Raw genomic sequence first — 15028 nt, 5'->3', positions numbered from 1 at the left:
CGAAGCGCTCCAAAACCCGGAAGGCGACTGGGCGCAAAAGATCGTCGAGCTCTTCGAGCAAATCGACACGTACATCCCGACGCCGGAGCGTCAAACGGACAAGCCGTTCCTGATGCCGGTCGAGGACGTATTCACGATCACAGGCCGCGGTACGGTTGCTACGGGCCGCGTCGAGCGTGGTGTCGTTAAGGTTGGCGACGAAGTCGAGATCATCGGCCTCGCCGAAGAAACTCGCAAGACGGTCGTTACGGGCGTCGAGATGTTCCGTAAGTTGCTCGACTCCGCACAAGCGGGCGACAACATCGGCGCGCTGCTCCGCGGCGTAGACCGTAAGGACATCGAGCGCGGTCAAGTTTTGGCGAAGACGGGCTCCGTGAAGCCGCACACGAACTTCACGGCTCAGATCTACGTCCTGACGAAAGAAGAGGGCGGCCGTCATAAGCCTTTCTTCACGGGCTACCGTCCGCAGTTCTATTTCCGTACGACGGACGTTACGGGCATCATCAACCTGCCGGAAGGCACGGAGATGGTTATGCCGGGCGACAACATCACGGTTACGGTTGAGCTCATCTCGCCGATCGCTATCGAAGAAGGCACGCGCTTCGCTATTCGCGAAGGCGGCCGTACGGTAGGCGCAGGCGCCGTAGCTACGATCCAGAAGTAATATCCGCTTCACGCGAATCGAGGCAGTCCCGAGAGTAGTAAACCTACTCGAGGGACTGCCTCTTTTTTTATGGCAGTTCCATTCCTTACCTTCATTACGCCAACACGGTTCATCGAATAACAAAACGCCCTCCGCTCGGGCGGAGGACGTTGGATCGGACATAAAGCTATCTTAATATGTTAGGGCGCATGAAGACCGACGTCCGAAGACGTGAAGGTGATGATGCTTCCGGACGTCGCCGAACGGCGAAGCGCGTAGACGAGGTGCAGTCGCGGCGCCATCCACCATACATGGACGATCGCTACCGTCGCGGCCGACTCCGGCGTAAGCCATGCCGACAGCATGCCGGAGATGACCAAGCCGACAAATAGCAAGTGCAGCTGCACGGAACGAAATTGGCGGTACGGTACGCTGGCGCTCGGCAAATAACCGACGCGAGGCCAAGCGGCGAGCTGCCATGCGTACCGGCTCCGCATATGCGTGGGGTCCTCGCTTTCCCGCGCGATAAGCGCCTGGGTAACCGTCCAAGCGACGCCGTGCCACAGAGCGAGCGCCGCGATCGCGAGAAGCACGACGCCGGGATCGGACCGCCAGAGGAAGGCCGCCGACAGCCACAGCAAAAGCGCGCCCGAGTGAAGCAGGCTTGCGGCAGGCCGGCGGCGAATCTTTTTTAATAGCTTGTATTGATAGATGATCTTATCGTTGCCGGCCGTTTCTGCTTGCAAGGACACATCCGTCACCTCGGGGGAATAGAGATCGATTCACTTCCGGCGCCGCGATTACATATAATGAGCGTAGAACATGGATAGGTATGGAAAACATGCCGATTCTCAATTATAGCAAGTTCCGAAAAAAAAGTTTAGAGATTTAACGGGAAGGCAATACTAGTAGTAAAAAAAGAGAAAGGTGAGCTGCCTCATGAGTGCCCTGCAACCCGAAGCGGAGCCGATGTTCTGCATGATTTGCGAAGAATCGCGTTCGGAAGGGATTCATATTTGCGATCAATTCATATGTTTGGACTGCGAGATGGAGATGGTTCGTACCGACGTGCAGGACGAAAGATATCCTTTTTTTATCTCGCAGATGAAACGAGTTTGGTATAAGAAAGACGCGTAATCTCGGCCATGCGCCGAGCGTAGGAAGGCGAGAGAAGGGCATCCGGCGCGCCGCGGGCGAAGGTCGGGTGCCCTTTTCTTCCTGCGAGCGGCAGAGTATGATGAGGATAAGACGATCGACACCGGGGGGGAACGGTTCATGGAACGGAGCGACCGGCGGCCGCACGGGGCGGAGGCGCCGCTCGTAGAGGCTTTGTGGGAATATACAAGACGTAGACGAGCCGGTTTCCACGTTCCGGGGCATAAAGCGGGCGCGGCATACGCGAACGGCGATGCGCCGGATTGGCTTTCGGCCGTAGGCGTGGTCGACGCGACCGAGCTCCCGGGCTTGGACGACCTCCATGCCCCGATGGGCGCGATCGAAGCCGCGCAGACGCTCGCGGCGGCTTGCTTCGGGGCGGATCGGACCTTCTTCCTCGTAGGTGGCAGTACGGCTGGCAATTTAGCGGCGATCCAAGCGGCGGTCGCGCCGGGCGAGCTGGTCGTCATGCAGCGCGACGTCCACAAATCCGCGATCCATGCGCTGATGCTCCGAGGCGCCGGCGCCGTATTCGTCGCTCCGCGGACGGATGCCGCCACCGGGCTTCCGGGCGCCGTCGAGGCGGCGGCGATCGCCCGCGCGTTGGACGAGCATCCCGAAGCGCGCGCCGTGTTCGTTACCCGTCCGAACTATTACGGGATCGCCGGCGAGCTGCGGGAGATCGCGGACGTCGCGCACGCGCGTAACGTGCCGCTGATCGTGGACGAAGCCCACGGCGCCCACTTCGGGCGGCATCCGCGCTTCCCGGCGTCCGCGCTGGCCTGCGGAGCCGACGTCGTCGTGCAGTCGACGCATAAGATGCTTCCGGCGCTTACGATGGGCGCTATGCTGCATGTGCGCGGAAATCGTCTTCCCGCGGACCGGATCGGCGCGTTCCTGCATATGCTCCAAAGCTCCAGTCCGTCGTACCCGATCCTCGCCTCGCTCGATTGGGCGCGTCGCGAGCTGCAAGCGCGCGGTTCCGAGCTGTTCGACCCGGCGCTCCAGGCGATCGACCGCTGGAGAGCGGAGGGGCGGGAGGGGGCGTTCGCCCGCTTCGAAACGTCGGTCGCCGAAGACCCGCTGAAGCTGCTGCTGCGGGACCGCGAAGGGACGCTCAGCGGGTACGAGCTGCTGGCGCAGCTGGCCGAGAGGGGCGTGTACACCGAGATGGCGAACGAACGATACGCCCTGTTGGCTTGCTCCGCCGCTACGTCGTACGAGGAGCTGGAGCGGCTTCGCGCCGCCTTGTATGAAATTGCCTTACGATTTCCGGCGAAAAAGAAGGAAAATCCGCAAAATTTCGCGAATAGTATTGCATTAGGGACGAACTCCGTATCCAAACCCGTCTTTTTCTCCGCGTACGGCGCAAATGCGAACGCGGAATCGGAAGTGACGGCCGTTCCGCTGGAGCGGGCGGAGGGGGAGATCAGCGCGGAAATGATCGTGCCGTATCCCCCCGGAATTCCGGCGTTATACCCTGGCGAACGCGTGGAAGGGGAGACCGTCGCGGCGCTGCTGCAGCTTCGGGCGTACGGGGCGGCGGTGCAGGGCGCCAAAGATCGCGAGCTGCGCACGGTGCTCGTGCGGCGACGGAACCCTTCAAGCGGTTAGGCAATATATTATGTTAGGAGCCTATAGGTTGAGAGGCTTATTTATTACCTTCGAAGGGCCGGACGGTTCCGGCAAAACGACGCAGATGCGCCGGCTGTGCGAACGGCTTGCGGCGCAGGGCGCCGATATCGTGCGGACCCGCGAGCCCGGCGGCACGCCGATCGGCGATCGCGTTCGCGAGATCGTGTTGTCCCCGGAACATCCGGAGATGAAGGACGAGACGGAAATTTTGCTGTATGCGGCTTCGCGGGCGCAGCATGTGCGCGAAGTGATCGTACCCGCGGTCGCCGCGGGGAAAGTCGTCGTCTGCGATCGCTTCGTGGACGCCAGTATCGCGTACCAAGGCTACGGACTCGGCCGGCGTCCCGAAGAGGTGGCGGCCGTCAACCGATTTGCGACCGGCGGCTTGCTGCCGGACCGCACGTACTTGTTGGACGTACCCGTCGCCGTCAGCCGAGAGCGGCTGCTGGAACGGGCGAGAGAAACCGGCGGAGCCGGATTGGATCGGATCGAACAGAAAGCAAGCGAGTATCACGAACGGGTGAGAGAAGGATTCCTGCTGATTGCGAAAGCCGAGCCGCAACGCGTCGTGGTCATCGACGCGAACCGAGCCGTCGACGACATCGCCGCCGACATCGAAGCGGATTTCGACCGTATGTTTCGAAATAACATTCGCTCAGAGGAGGATTTCGAATGAAACTTGTGATCGCGGTAGTACAGGATAAGGACAGCAACCGCCTCTCCAACGCCTTGATTAAGGAAGGCATTCGCGCGACGAAGATGGCCAGCACGGGGGGCTTCCTTCGAGCCGGCAACACGACGTTCATGATCGGGATCGAGGATGATCGCGTCCAGGACGTGCTGGAAGTCATTAAGGCGAATTGTAAGGTGCGGGATCAACTCGTCACGCCGGTCACCCCGATGGGCGGCACGACGGATTCCTACATTCCGTTCCCGGTGGAAGTGCAGGTCGGCGGCGCCGCCGTCTTCATTATGCCGGTCGAGCGCTTCGAACACTTCTAAATAAATACATGAGGCAGGACGGAGGCGGAGCGTCATGAAAATCAATCCCGGCATCCGTTCGTTCGGGAAAGAGCCCCTTCGCAACGAAGGGGCCGCCGGCGCCTCCGCGTCTCAGCGGCCGTTCTCCGGCTTCTTAAAGCAAGAGCGGGAGGCGGTCACGCAGGACGAGCTGGCGCGGCGAATGGAACGCATCGCGCAACAAGGAGAGCGTCTCGCGAAATCGATGACGGTGCGCGAGTTAAGAGAATATAAACTGTTGGTCCAGCGGTTCCTCGAAGATACGGTGCGCAAAGGCGTCGGCCTCAAGGATACGCGCGGCTGGGATCGCCGAGGACGCACGAAGCGGTATCAATTGCTCGACGAGATCGACGCCACGCTGCTTTCGATGGCGGACGAGCTGCTCGCGACCGAAGTCGGGCGCATCGAGCTGCTGAACAAAGTCGGCGAAATTCGAGGAATGCTGATTAATTTGTTTTTTTAGGAGCGAGCGAGAGTATGCCTTTCCGGGACATCCCCGGCCAAGACCGGGTGAAAGCCCAGCTGCAGACGGCGCTCCGCACCGACGCGTTGTCGCACGCTTATATATTCGAAGGATTGCGCGGCACGGGACGCAGGGCGATGGCGCATGCGCTCGCGCAAGCGCTGCATTGCGTCGAGGGCGGGGAAGAGGCGTGCGGCCAATGCGCGGAATGCCGGAAGATCGACAACGGGAATCACCCCGACGTCATCCGCGTGGACCCGGACGGAGCGACCGTGAAAATCGACCAAGTGCGCGAATTGCAAAAGCAATTTTCTTATAAGGCTTCCGGGGCGAAGCCGAGAATTTATACGATCGATAGCGCCGAGCGGCTCACCCCGCAAGCTTCCAACGCGCTGCTTAAATTTCTTGAGGAGCCGGGCGCAGGGACGTTGGCGGTGCTCATTACGGAGAACGCGCAAGCGTTGCTGCCTACGATTCGATCGCGGGCCCAGCTCCTGAAGTTTCCGCCGCTCCCTCCGGACGCGATGGAAGCGACGCTGCTTGGGGAAGGACACCCGCCGGCATTGGTTCGATGCGCGGTGAGGCTTGCTCCCGGGCTTGATTCGGCGCGCGAGCTTATCCAATTAAATTGGTTTGCGGAAATCCGAAACGCAATGTTACAATTGGCTAAGGAGTCCGCCCGCGGCTTCGCCGCATCCATGCTGGCCGCGCAGGCGGTTGCGGGCAAGGGCGAGACGTCCGAGCATCTGGACATGCTGTTCGATCTTTTCGCGCTCTGGTGCAAAGATATGATCGCGCTGCAACGAAAACAGACCGATACGGTCGTGTGCATAGATCAATTGGAGTTTTATGCGAAGCAGGCGATGTCGAAGCCAACGCGGCATTGGGTGTCCGTGATGGACGAGGCGCTTCGGGCGAAGCGGCGGCTTCGCGGGCACGCGAACCCCCAGCTTGTCCTTGAACGGTTTTTATTCGCGTTGCAAGGAGGGACATGATTGCAAACGTATCAAGTCGTTGGCGTCCGCTTCAAGAAAGCGGGGAAAGTATATTATTTCGACCCGAGCGATTTGCCGGTCGACGATCACGAGAACGTCATCGTCGAGACGGCAAGGGGCGTCGAATACGGCAAAGTCGTTATCGGCCGCAAGACGGTGCGCGAGAACGACGTCGTGCTGCCGCTGAAGCGAGTTATCCGCATCGCGGACCAGAACGACGCGAAGGTCGTTGACGACAACAAGTCCGCGGCGCGGAACGCTTTCGATATTTGCGTGGAGAAAATCAAGGAACACGGCTTGAAAATGAAGCTGGTCGACGTGGAATACACGTTCGATCGCAATAAGGTCATCTTCTATTTCACCGCGGAAGGGCGCGTCGATTTCCGCGAGCTCGTGAAGGATTTGGCCGGCGTGTTCCGCACGCGGATCGAGCTTCGGCAAATCGGCGTTCGCGACGAGGCGAAGCTGCTCGGAGGCTTGGGGCCGTGCGGCAGAATTCTATGTTGCTCGTCGTGGCTCGGCGACTTCGAGCCGGTCTCGATCAAGATGGCCAAGGATCAGAATCTGTCGCTGAATCCGACGAAAATTTCGGGGCTTTGCGGCAGGTTAATGTGTTGCTTAAAGTTCGAGCACGACAATTACGAGAGCGTGAAGCAAGACCTGCCCTCGGTCGGCGCGAGAGTCGTCACGTCGCTGGGATCCGGCATTGTCGTCAGCATCAATCCGTCGACGCGCATGGTCAGCGTGCGGGTGACCGACAACGGCAACAAGGTGAGCGAATTTCCGCTCGACGACGTCGCCGAACAAGAGTAAAGGGTCGCTCTTTCCAGAGGTGGAATGGTGGAAGACAGAAAAGAGCTGTACAACCAAGTGATGCACATGGAGGAATCGTTTTCGAAGCTCGGCGCCGAGTTGACGGGCTTACGCAAGCAAATCGTGCTGCTTCTGGAAGAAAACAAGCGGCTGAGTATAGAAAACCAGCAACTGCGCAACATATTGCGCAAGGAGCATGGGACGGCGGAGACGCCGCCTGCCGCGGCGAAACGAACGTCGTCCGAGCGCGGGGAAGGCCCCGCCGAGCAGCGGGAGTCGGCCGAGACGCCGGGCATCGTCGGGGAAGGGTACGACAACTTGGCCCGCTTGTACCACGAAGGCTTTCATATATGTAACGTCTATTACGGTCATCTTCGTACCGAGGGCGATTGTCTGTTTTGTTTATCATTTTTCAATAAGTAACGACGGAAGAACCGTAGGACGCTTTTTCGGCCCTGCGGTTTTTTGCGATTTCGCCGGGCGTCTCCGGCGCTGCGGGAGTCGGGAGGAACGGATCGATGACGGGGCAAGAGGTGCGGTTGCAGCCGGGAGAACGAGTGGACGATTTATTGACGCAACAGTTGAAAATCATACAAAGCGACGAGGTGTTCAGCTTCTCGCTCGATGCCGTGCTGCTCGCCCGGTTCTGCTCGGTGCCGACGCGGGGCGCGATCGTCGATTTGTGCAGCGGGAACGGCGTCATCCCGTTGCTGCTGACGACGAGGACGAGCGCGAAGATTACCGGCGTGGAAATTCAGCCGCGCCTTGCGGATATGGCGCAGCGGAACGTTTCGCTTAACGGGCTCGAGGACCGGGTACGGATCGAGCTGGCGGATCTGAAGTCGTACCACGAGACGGCCGGCTACGGGGCGTTCGATCTGGTGACCGTCAATCCGCCGTATTTGCCGGCAGCTTCCGGGGACATCAAGGGCAACCCTTATATCGCGGCGGCGCGGCACGAGCTGTTCGCGACGTTGTCCGACGTGGCGGGCGCTTGCGCCAAGCTCGTTAAGTCGGGCGGGAAGGTTGCGATGGTGCACCGGCCGTCGCGGCTCGCCGAGATTATCTCCGAGCTCCGCGCCGTGAAGCTCGAGCCCAAGCGCATCCGCTTCGTGCACCCCAGGCTCGATCAAGAGGCGAATATCGTGCTGGTGGAAGCGATGAAGGACGGAAAGCCGGAGCTGCGCCTGCTGCCGCCGATCGTCGTACATGAGAAGGACGGCGCGTACACGGAGGAGCTTAAGGATATTTTCTATGGAAGGAGGTCGGAGCTGCAGGCATGACGGAACATGCGAAGGAAGAAGCCCGCGTACAGCGCAGCTTTCGGGAGACCGGGCGCATGCCGGCGGGTACGTTATATTTGGTCGGGACGCCGATCGGAAATTTAGAAGATATGACCTACAGAGCAATACATATTTTAAAGGAAGCAACGTGGATCGCGGCGGAGGATACGCGGCAAACCCGGAAGCTGCTGACGCATTTCGACATCCCCGGGAAGCTTGTATCCTATCATGAGCATAATAAACAAAAAAGCGGGGAAGCGTTACTGGACAAGCTGCTGGCGGGCGATTCGGTCGCGTTGGTGAGCGACGCCGGGCTGCCGGCGATCTCCGATCCCGGCGCGGATTTGGCCGCGGCCGCGATCGAACGGGGCGTGCCGGTCGTGCCGGTGCCGGGACCGAACGCGGCGCTCGCTGCATTGATCGCGTCGGGCCTTCCGACGGACGCGTTTACGTTCGTCGGCTTCTTGCCGCGGGAGAAGAAGAAGGCGATGGCGGAGCTGGACAAATGGCGCAGACAGACGTCTACGCTGCTGTTTTACGAAGCGCCGCACCGCGTCGAAGCGACGTTGCGGCTAATGGCGGAAGCGTGGGGCGATCGGCGCTGCACGCTGGCACGCGAGCTGACGAAGCGGTACGAAGAGTTTACGAGGGGCACGTTGTCGAGCTGTCTCGCTCACGTGCAGGCCCACGGTACGATGGGGGAATACGTCCTCGTGGTCGAGGGAGCGTCCGAGGGCGAAATCGCGGCGGACGAGGGAACGCCTTGGTGGACCGAGCTGTCACCCGCCGAGCACGTAGCCGGTTACGAGATGAGGGAAGGGCTCTCTCGCAAGGAAGCATTGAAGCGCGCCGCCGCGGACCGGCAAGTCCCGAAGCGTGAGCTGTACAATGCCATTCATCAGGAACACGGCGAATAAGGCAAAAAAAATTGCCTATGACTCCGGCAGCTTTCGCTGACGGCGTCATAGGCCAATAAGGAGATATAAAAAGGTTAGAATTAACAAGGTCGATAATGCTATTATATACTATCTTTCTTATTTTGTCACAGGGGTTGGCATTTCTTTTAAGCATTCGTTGCAAACAATTTTTCCCTTAAAGTAAGTAACATTGTCGGCGTTGCCGCAGAAGATGCAGGCAGGCTCGTACTTTTTCAACATAATTCTTTCGCCGTCGACATAAATTTCCAAAGCGTCCTTCTCGCCGATCCCAAGCGTACGGCGGAGCTCGATCGGAATCACGACGCGGCCCAGCTCGTCGACCTTGCGTACGATACCTGTTGATTTCATCATATGAATGATTCCTCCTAAGACGTTAATAATATAGTACATTAATAATCGCCATAATTCGACATTATTTTTACTAGTTTCTATGATACCAAGCATTCCCATAATAGTCAACGTAGAATGACGCGTTTATAAATTCCTTTTACATACAGGGTTTTTGGCTATAAAACGTCTTTAATGAACAGTCGGCAGCGAATTACGGAATTCGACAAAACGACATCACATTTGTCGAAGGATGTCGAAATAGTGTCGAAGGGCGGCTGCCCAACACGGAGGTCGAGCGCATATGGCGGTATGGCCGGAGGAGAAGGTATTTAAAGATCCGGTGCACAAGTACATTTATGTGCAGGAGCCGGCGATTTGGGACTTAATCAATACGAAGGAATTTCAGCGGCTGCGGCGCATTCGGCAGTTGGGCGCTTCCTTCTTCACGTTCCATGGCGCGGAGCATAGCCGGTTCTCGCACTCGCTGGGGGTTTATGAAATCGCTCGGAAAATCATTCATCAGTTCGAGCGCAACGGCTTCTCGGATTGGCCTCGAGAGGAGGGGCTGCTCTGCATGTGCGCGGCGCTGCTCCACGATATCGGCCACGGCCCGTTCTCCCACTCGATCGAGACCGTGTTCGGGGAGCACCATGAAGCATGGTCCTGCCGCATCGTGCAAGGCGATACGGAGGTCAACCGGGTGCTGCGGCGCATCGATCCGTCGTTCCCGGACCGCGTCGCGGCCGTCATTTGCAAGACGTATCCGCAGGAGATCGTGGTATCCCTCGTCTCGAGCCAGCTCGATGCCGACCGGATGGATTACTTGCTGCGGGATGCGTATTGCACCGGGGTCAATTACGGAATGTACGATCTCGAGCGCATCTTGAGGGTCATCCGGCCCCATCGGGGCGACATCGTCGTAAAGGAGAGCGGCATGCACGCCGTAGAGGATTACTTGACCTCCCGCTACCAAATGTACTGGCAAGTGTATTTTCACCCGGTCACGCGAAGCTCGGAGATCGTGCTCCGCAACATCTTCGCGAGGGCGAAGGCGATATATGACGCCGGAGACGGGGAGACGCTCCCGTTTCTCCCGGAGCCGCTGCGCCGGCTGTTCGAGGGCCGTCTTGACGTGGAGCATTACTTGGCGCTCGACGAGGCGCTCGTGCAAGCGGCGTTCTCGCTGTGGGCGAACGGCAAAGACGAAATTTTGTCCGACCTATGCAAGCGGTTTTTGCATCGCAAGCTGTTCCAATACGCGACGCCGACCCGGATGGACGAAGCGCTGCTGGAACGGCTGCGCGAGTCGATCCGCCGCGAAGGGTATGATCCGGATTACTACTTGCAGGTCGATTTTCCGAAGGATCTGTCGTACGATGTCTATCGGTCGGGGGCCGCATCCCGCAAAAAACCGATTTATTTGTTGAAGCATGACGGCGGCTTGACGGAAATCAGCGAAGTATCGGATATCGTCCGATCGATCAGCGGCACGCAGTACGGGAGACATCGCATTTACGTGCCCGAACGTATTTTGGAGCCGGGCAATCCGTATATTACTGCGGAAACGGCGGAATGGCTGAAGGGAGAATAAGCGGCATGTTTATTACGGATACGCATACGCATTTGGACCATAAATCGTTCGACGGGGAGCGGGACGACATCGTACGCCGGGCGAGAGAAGCGGGCGTCGAGCGCATCATCAATATCGGCTGCAATCGGGAATCGATACCGACGACGTTGGCGCTCGCGGACGCATACGATTGCGTCGAGGCGGTCGTCGGCTGGCATCCGCAGGACGCCATCGATTTTCGAGCGGAGGACCTCGATTATATCGAGGAGCTGGCGCGAACCCATCCCAAGGTGGTGGCCATCGGGGAGATGGGTCTGGACTATTACTGGGACACGTCCCCGAAAGACGTCCAGCATCGCGTGTTTCGCGAGCAAATTCGGCTGGCGCGCAAGCTCGGCATGCCGATCGTCATCCACAACCGGGACGCCCATGCCGACGTCGTCGCCATATTGCGCGAGGAGAAGGCATATGATGTAGGGGGCGTCATGCATTGTTTTTCCGGCAGCTGGGAAACCGCGAGGCTGTGTCTCGACATGAATTTCTATTTGTCGTTCGGAGGCCCGATCACATTCAAAAACGCGAAACAGCCGAAGGAGGTGTTGGCCAACGCGCCGATCGACCGCGTGCTCGTAGAAACCGACGCGCCTTATTTGACCCCGCATCCCTACCGGGGAAAGCGGAATGAAACCGGCTACGTCCGGTTGGTCGCGGAGGCCGCTGCCGAGATCAAGGGTATGTCTTTAGAGGATTTTGCGGCGCAAACGTCGGCGAACGCGGCGGCGTTATTTCGTTCGAAACAAGAAAGTCGGAGATAAAACGAAACAATGGGGGAAATTGCCGGTTGCGCGAAGGGTTCCTTCGGGTTCTCGGTTGATTTCCCTCCGATTTCGCCGATTTCCTCCGATTTCGGGGGTTCGATCCCTCTTTACAACGATGGCTTGCTCCCATTATGATACTTATCAGACACCGAATGAAATAAGATTTGCAACATATTTCCAGTATCGCTGAGTTTCCTGATACGCGCTCCTCTTGCTGCGCGTATCGCTCGGGGAAACGGGGGAACCGCAACGGACGCTTCCGCCAGGAATCGTCTAGGGGTGAATTTTCGGCAAGGGCGTCCATTGTACGTGCGCCTGCGACGAGATAGGGCCACTCTCCGGTCCGAATCCGACAGCTAACCTCGTAAGCGTTACGAGAGAGGTAATCGTCCGTGCTGCTGCCAGCACCTTTTCGACATTCGAGAAGCCGCGAACGAGCCCTCTTCGTCCGGCTTTTTTGCGTTTCGAAGACGGTTACCTCACACTACGAATATAGTCGCGTCGAACCTTTGCACCTGAGAAACAACTCACGTACAAGGCGGGACTATGTAAGGAGGACTATAGGCAATGGGACAAATTCCTGTTCAGGAAGCCCATGAGGAAAGTCTGTCCGACAAGTCTTACGCATGGCGATGGGCCCGTGCTCATAAGAAGTTACTATTGTCGGTCGTCGCAGCTACGGTTGCGGCGGTGGGTCTGTTTTCCACGATGGTGTACGGCACGCAGATGAAGCGCGTCGCCATTATCGCGGACGGGGCGACGATCGAGGTCGTTACGACGGCGTCGACCGTTGCGGATGTTTTGAAAGAACAAAGGGTTCAGGTCGGAACGCATGACGAGTTATCTCTGTCGCCGACGGCGGAGTTGAAGCACGGGGCCGCGATACAAATCGAAAGAGCGTTCCCGGTGCGCATTACGTCGGACGGTAAGACAGCAGAAGTATACACGACCGCCGCAGGCGTCGAAGACGTACTGAAGAAGGCGGGCATTCAGCTTGGACCGCTCGATAAGATCGAGCCTGCGCTCACCCAGCGCCTTACGGCGTCCGCGGACGTCAAGATCGTTCGCGTACAGCGCGTCGTCGAAGAGACGGAGCACGCCTTGCCGTTCGAAACGGTAAAGCAGGCGGATAAGACGTTGCCGAAGGGGAAAGAGAAAGTCGTTCAAGAAGGTCAAGAGGGCGTTTTGGTCAAGCAAATCGAGAAAATATACGAAGACGGCGTGCTCGTTTCCGAGCAGGTGCTGGCGCGTACGGTCGAGCAGGAGAGCTTGGCGAAGATCGTAGCGGTCGGCACGAAGGTCGAGCCGAAGCCGGTCTCGAACGCCGTCGCCGTCCTAGCGGCGGAGACGCAGCAAATCACGCTCGACGGGATGACGTTCGGCGTGAAGGGCGTGCTGAAGAACGTTACGTTAACCGCATATTCCGCAGATTTCGCGTCGACCGGCAAAAATAAGGGAGACAAGGGATATGGCATTACCGCTTCCGGCACGACCGTACAGGAAGGCCGTACGATCGCGGTCGATACGAGCGTCATCCCGATGGGATGGTGGGTTTATATCGACGGCATCGGCTTCCGTCGCGCGGAGGATAAGGGAAGCGCCGTGAAGGGCAAGAAGATCGACGTCTATTTCGACAGCGAGTCGTACGCCCAGAAGTTCGGCACGAAGAAAGGATACACAGTTTACGTGATCGGTCCGAAGAAGCCGGTCACGAACTGACGGAGAGCAACGAAATACGGCAGTCATTCGGTTATGGGTCGCTTCGGCGGCCCTTTTTCTTTTGCGCGAAGAAGGGTACAATACCAGTACATCGTACAAGGGGCGGGAGCATGATCAAAGAAGTGATCGTTGTAGAAGGGAAACACGATACGACGGCCGTGAAGCGCGCCGTGGAGGCCGACACGATCGAAACCGGGGGCTCGGCCGTCGGGAAGGACGTGCTGGCTCGCATCGAGCTGGCGCAGCGCAAGCGTGGCGTCATTATTTTAACGGATCCGGATCATGCGGGGGAACGCATTCGCGCGCTCGTATCGAGCCGGGTGCCGGGCTGCAAGCACGCGTTCCTGTCCCAGGAGGAGGCGACGCTCGCGGACGATATCGGGATCGAGAACGCAAAGCCGGAAGCGATTCGGCAAGCGCTCGCGTCCGTCCGGACGGAGGCGGCCGTCATGGGCACCGACTTCGGTTGGCCGGAGCTGTACGCCGCAGGGTTGGCCGGCACGGACGGATCCGCCCGTCGGCGGCTCCGGGTCGGACGCAAGCTGCGAATCGGGTATGCGAACGCCAAGACGTTCCTCAAGCGCTGCGCGATGTTCGGCATTACGCGCAGAGAGGTAGAGGCGGCGCTGGCGGCTTGCGATACGGCGGACGCCGCCGAAGGACGGCTCGGGCCGCGAGCGGGGGAGGTGCAGGGCGCATGACGGAGCGAACGTTGCCGCACGGACGGGAGCAGGCCGAGGGCATCGGCACGCCGCGGAAGACGAAGGAGCTGCTGCAAAAGCACGGATTCTCGTTCAAGAAGAGCTTGGGGCAAAACTTCCTGATCGACGCGAACATCTTGCGGAACATCGCGGAAGCGGCGGAGCTCGGTCCGAAGAAAGGCGCGCTCGAAATCGGGCCCGGCATCGGCGCGCTCACCGAGAAGCTGGCCGAACGAAGCGGCCGCGTCGTCGCGATCGAAATCGACCAACGGCTGCTGCCGATGCTGGAGGAGTCGCTGGCCGACTATCCGAATGTGTCGATCGTCCATGGAGACGTGCTGAAGGTAGATTTGCGGGCGTTGTTTCGGGAGCGCTTCGCGGGCCTCGAGGGCGTCTCCGTCGTGGCGAACCTGCCGTATTACATTACGACCCCGATCGTCATGCGGCTGCTGGAGGAGCGGCTGCCGGTCGAGTCGATCGTCGTGATGATCCAGAAGGAGGTCGCCGATCGGTTTTCCGCTGCGCCGGGCTCGAAGGATTACGGCAGCCTCTCGGTCGCCGTGCAATATTACGCCGTGCCCGATATCGTCGCGAAGGTGCCCCGCACGGTGTTCATTCCGCAGCCGAACGTCGATTCGTCCGTCGTGCGCCTCAAGATGCGGGAGAAGCCGCCCGTACAGGTCTACGACGAGGCGCGCTTCTTCGAGGTCGTGCAGGCGGCGTTCGTACAGCGCCGCAAGACGCTGCTCAACAACCTGCAGCAGCGGTTTTTTCCGACCGCGGGCGGCAAGGAAGAGTGCCGCGCGTTCCTCGAGGGGTGCGGCATCGCGCCGGAGCGGCGCGGGGAGACGCTGACGCTCGCGGAATTCGCGATAATCGCCAACGCGCTCGGCGCGCGGCCTCTTCCAAGCGCCTAAGCGCCTAAGATGACGAAGGCCCATGATC

18 protein-coding genes, 1 pseudogene and 1 riboswitch are annotated in these 15028 nt (G+C 59.3%); of the genes and pseudogenes, 17 read left to right on the top strand and 2 right to left on the bottom strand.

The annotated features are described in order from the left end of the window. Nucleotides 1-664 (top strand): EF-Tu/IF-2/RF-3 family GTPase (locus VEZ38_RS04975; RefSeq protein WP_324892240.1); only part of this gene is annotated, 664 nt, incomplete at its 5' end. Between the two features lie 179 nt (nt 665-843). On the opposite strand, the gene VEZ38_RS04970 is transcribed toward VEZ38_RS04975, so the two are convergent. Next, the gene (locus VEZ38_RS04970) at nt 844-1395 is read right to left on the bottom strand and encodes a hypothetical protein (protein WP_324892239.1); all 552 of its coding nucleotides are present in this window, start codon (nt 1393-1395) and stop codon (nt 844-846) included. A gap of 187 nt (nt 1396-1582) precedes the next feature. Here VEZ38_RS04970 and VEZ38_RS04965 point away from each other — a divergent pair, with 187 nt between their 5' ends. The 10 genes from VEZ38_RS04965 to rsmI all read left to right on the top strand — a co-directional run bounded on the left by VEZ38_RS04965 (nt 1583) and on the right by rsmI (nt 8924). Next, complete coding sequence (locus tag VEZ38_RS04965) at nt 1583-1780, top strand: sigma factor G inhibitor Gin (protein WP_414694659.1); 198 nt, start codon at nt 1583-1585, stop codon at nt 1778-1780. Between the two features lie 138 nt (nt 1781-1918). Continuing rightward, a complete protein-coding gene (locus VEZ38_RS04960; protein WP_324892238.1) occupies nt 1919-3412 on the top strand; it encodes an aminotransferase class I/II-fold pyridoxal phosphate-dependent enzyme in 1494 nt (497 codons plus the stop codon). 28 nt (nt 3413-3440) lie between these two features. Then, nucleotides 3441-4109 carry a dTMP kinase gene (gene tmk, locus VEZ38_RS04955; RefSeq protein WP_324892237.1) on the top strand — a complete coding sequence of 223 codons (669 nt, stop codon included), beginning with the start codon at nt 3441-3443 and terminating at the stop codon, nt 4107-4109. After that, the gene (locus VEZ38_RS04950) at nt 4106-4435 is read left to right on the top strand and encodes a cyclic-di-AMP receptor (protein ID WP_324892236.1); all 330 of its coding nucleotides are present in this window, start codon (nt 4106-4108) and stop codon (nt 4433-4435) included. The genes tmk and VEZ38_RS04950 overlap by 4 nt, the downstream gene beginning before the upstream one ends. Nucleotides 4436-4469: 34 nt before the next feature. Next, complete coding sequence (locus VEZ38_RS04945) at nt 4470-4916, top strand: YaaR family protein (RefSeq protein ID WP_324892235.1); 447 nt, start codon at nt 4470-4472, stop codon at nt 4914-4916. 14 nt (nt 4917-4930) lie between these two features. Continuing rightward, nucleotides 4931-5911: a DNA polymerase III subunit delta' gene (gene holB / locus VEZ38_RS04940; RefSeq protein WP_324892234.1), complete on the top strand. Its 981-nt coding sequence runs from the start codon at nt 4931-4933 to the stop codon at nt 5909-5911. Further along, nucleotides 5912-6724: a stage 0 sporulation family protein gene (locus VEZ38_RS04935; RefSeq protein WP_324892233.1), complete on the top strand. Its 813-nt coding sequence runs from the start codon at nt 5912-5914 to the stop codon at nt 6722-6724. A 60-nt stretch (nt 6725-6784) separates the two neighbouring features. Next, nucleotides 6785-7147: an initiation-control protein YabA gene (locus VEZ38_RS04930; protein WP_414694662.1), complete on the top strand. Its 363-nt coding sequence runs from the start codon at nt 6785-6787 to the stop codon at nt 7145-7147. A gap of 95 nt (nt 7148-7242) precedes the next feature. After that, nucleotides 7243-8007, top strand: coding sequence for a tRNA1(Val) (adenine(37)-N6)-methyltransferase (locus VEZ38_RS04925; protein ID WP_324892231.1), 765 nt, complete (start codon nt 7243-7245; stop codon nt 8005-8007). Then, nucleotides 8004-8924: a 16S rRNA (cytidine(1402)-2'-O)-methyltransferase gene (gene rsmI / locus VEZ38_RS04920; RefSeq protein WP_324892230.1), complete on the top strand. Its 921-nt coding sequence runs from the start codon at nt 8004-8006 to the stop codon at nt 8922-8924. Before VEZ38_RS04925 ends, rsmI begins: the two co-directional genes overlap by 4 nt. Before the next feature lie 117 nt (nt 8925-9041). Here rsmI and VEZ38_RS04915 read toward each other — a convergent pair whose 3' ends face one another. Then, nucleotides 9042-9296, bottom strand: a complete 255-nt coding sequence (locus tag VEZ38_RS04915) for an AbrB/MazE/SpoVT family DNA-binding domain-containing protein (RefSeq protein ID WP_138197968.1) — start codon at nt 9294-9296, stop codon at nt 9042-9044. A gap of 280 nt (nt 9297-9576) precedes the next feature. On the opposite strand from VEZ38_RS04915, the gene VEZ38_RS04910 reads away from it, so the two are divergent. The 6 genes and pseudogenes from VEZ38_RS04910 to rsmA all read left to right on the top strand — a co-directional run bounded on the left by VEZ38_RS04910 (nt 9577) and on the right by rsmA (nt 15000). Then, nucleotides 9577-10866: an HD domain-containing protein gene (locus VEZ38_RS04910; protein WP_324892229.1), complete on the top strand. Its 1290-nt coding sequence runs from the start codon at nt 9577-9579 to the stop codon at nt 10864-10866. 5 nt (nt 10867-10871) lie between these two features. Beyond that, a complete protein-coding gene (locus VEZ38_RS04905; RefSeq protein WP_324892228.1) occupies nt 10872-11660 on the top strand; it encodes a TatD family hydrolase in 789 nt (262 codons plus the stop codon). 177 nt (nt 11661-11837) lie between these two features. Next, nucleotides 11838-12050, top strand: a riboswitch (cyclic di-AMP (ydaO/yuaA leader). Nucleotides 12051-12230: 180 nt separating this feature from the next. Then, nucleotides 12231-12506 (top strand): annotated as a pseudogene (locus VEZ38_RS20600) (ubiquitin-like domain-containing protein); the annotation flags it as partial. 63 nt (nt 12507-12569) lie between these two features. After that, on the top strand, nt 12570-13382 hold the full coding sequence (locus tag VEZ38_RS04900; RefSeq protein WP_414694661.1) for a G5 domain-containing protein: 813 nt from the start codon (nt 12570-12572) through the stop codon (nt 13380-13382). Between the two features lie 110 nt (nt 13383-13492). Next, on the top strand, nt 13493-14083 hold the full coding sequence (rnmV, locus tag VEZ38_RS04895) for a ribonuclease M5 (protein WP_324892226.1): 591 nt from the start codon (nt 13493-13495) through the stop codon (nt 14081-14083). Beyond that, nucleotides 14080-15000: a 16S rRNA (adenine(1518)-N(6)/adenine(1519)-N(6))-dimethyltransferase RsmA gene (gene rsmA / locus VEZ38_RS04890; protein ID WP_324892225.1), complete on the top strand. Its 921-nt coding sequence runs from the start codon at nt 14080-14082 to the stop codon at nt 14998-15000. Before rnmV ends, rsmA begins: the two co-directional genes overlap by 4 nt. Nucleotides 15001-15028: the final 28 nt, after the last annotated feature.

This window comes from Paenibacillus sp. (genome assembly GCF_035645235.1).
Taxonomy (GTDB): Bacteria; Bacillota; Bacilli; order Paenibacillales; family YIM-B00363; genus Paenibacillus_AE.
The sequence above is the reverse complement of the archived record's forward strand: the minus strand, read 5'-3'. Positions and strand labels throughout refer to the sequence as shown.

What these genes read in the sequence shown, in the direction of transcription:
- VEZ38_RS04965 (WP_414694659.1), top strand. Translation starts at nt 1,583, where the DNA reads ATGAGTGCCCTGCAACCCGAAGCGGAGCCGATGTTCTGCATGATTTGC.
- VEZ38_RS04960 (WP_324892238.1), top strand. Translation starts at nt 1,919, where the DNA reads ATGGAACGGAGCGACCGGCGGCCGCACGGGGCGGAGGCGCCGCTCGTA.
- VEZ38_RS04950 (WP_324892236.1), top strand. Translation starts at nt 4,106, where the DNA reads ATGAAACTTGTGATCGCGGTAGTACAGGATAAGGACAGCAACCGCCTC.
- VEZ38_RS04945 (WP_324892235.1), top strand. Translation starts at nt 4,470, where the DNA reads ATGAAAATCAATCCCGGCATCCGTTCGTTCGGGAAAGAGCCCCTTCGC.
- holB (WP_324892234.1), top strand. Translation starts at nt 4,931, where the DNA reads ATGCCTTTCCGGGACATCCCCGGCCAAGACCGGGTGAAAGCCCAGCTG.
- VEZ38_RS04930 (WP_414694662.1), top strand. Translation starts at nt 6,785, where the DNA reads ATGCACATGGAGGAATCGTTTTCGAAGCTCGGCGCCGAGTTGACGGGC.
- VEZ38_RS04925 (WP_324892231.1), top strand. Translation starts at nt 7,243, where the DNA reads ATGACGGGGCAAGAGGTGCGGTTGCAGCCGGGAGAACGAGTGGACGAT.
- rsmI (WP_324892230.1), top strand. Translation starts at nt 8,004, where the DNA reads ATGACGGAACATGCGAAGGAAGAAGCCCGCGTACAGCGCAGCTTTCGG.
- VEZ38_RS04915 (WP_138197968.1), bottom strand. Translation starts at nt 9,296, where the DNA reads ATGATGAAATCAACAGGTATCGTACGCAAGGTCGACGAGCTGGGCCGC.
- VEZ38_RS04910 (WP_324892229.1), top strand. Translation starts at nt 9,577, where the DNA reads ATGGCGGTATGGCCGGAGGAGAAGGTATTTAAAGATCCGGTGCACAAG.
- VEZ38_RS04905 (WP_324892228.1), top strand. Translation starts at nt 10,872, where the DNA reads ATGTTTATTACGGATACGCATACGCATTTGGACCATAAATCGTTCGAC.
- rnmV (WP_324892226.1), top strand. Translation starts at nt 13,493, where the DNA reads ATGATCAAAGAAGTGATCGTTGTAGAAGGGAAACACGATACGACGGCC.
- rsmA (WP_324892225.1), top strand. Translation starts at nt 14,080, where the DNA reads ATGACGGAGCGAACGTTGCCGCACGGACGGGAGCAGGCCGAGGGCATC.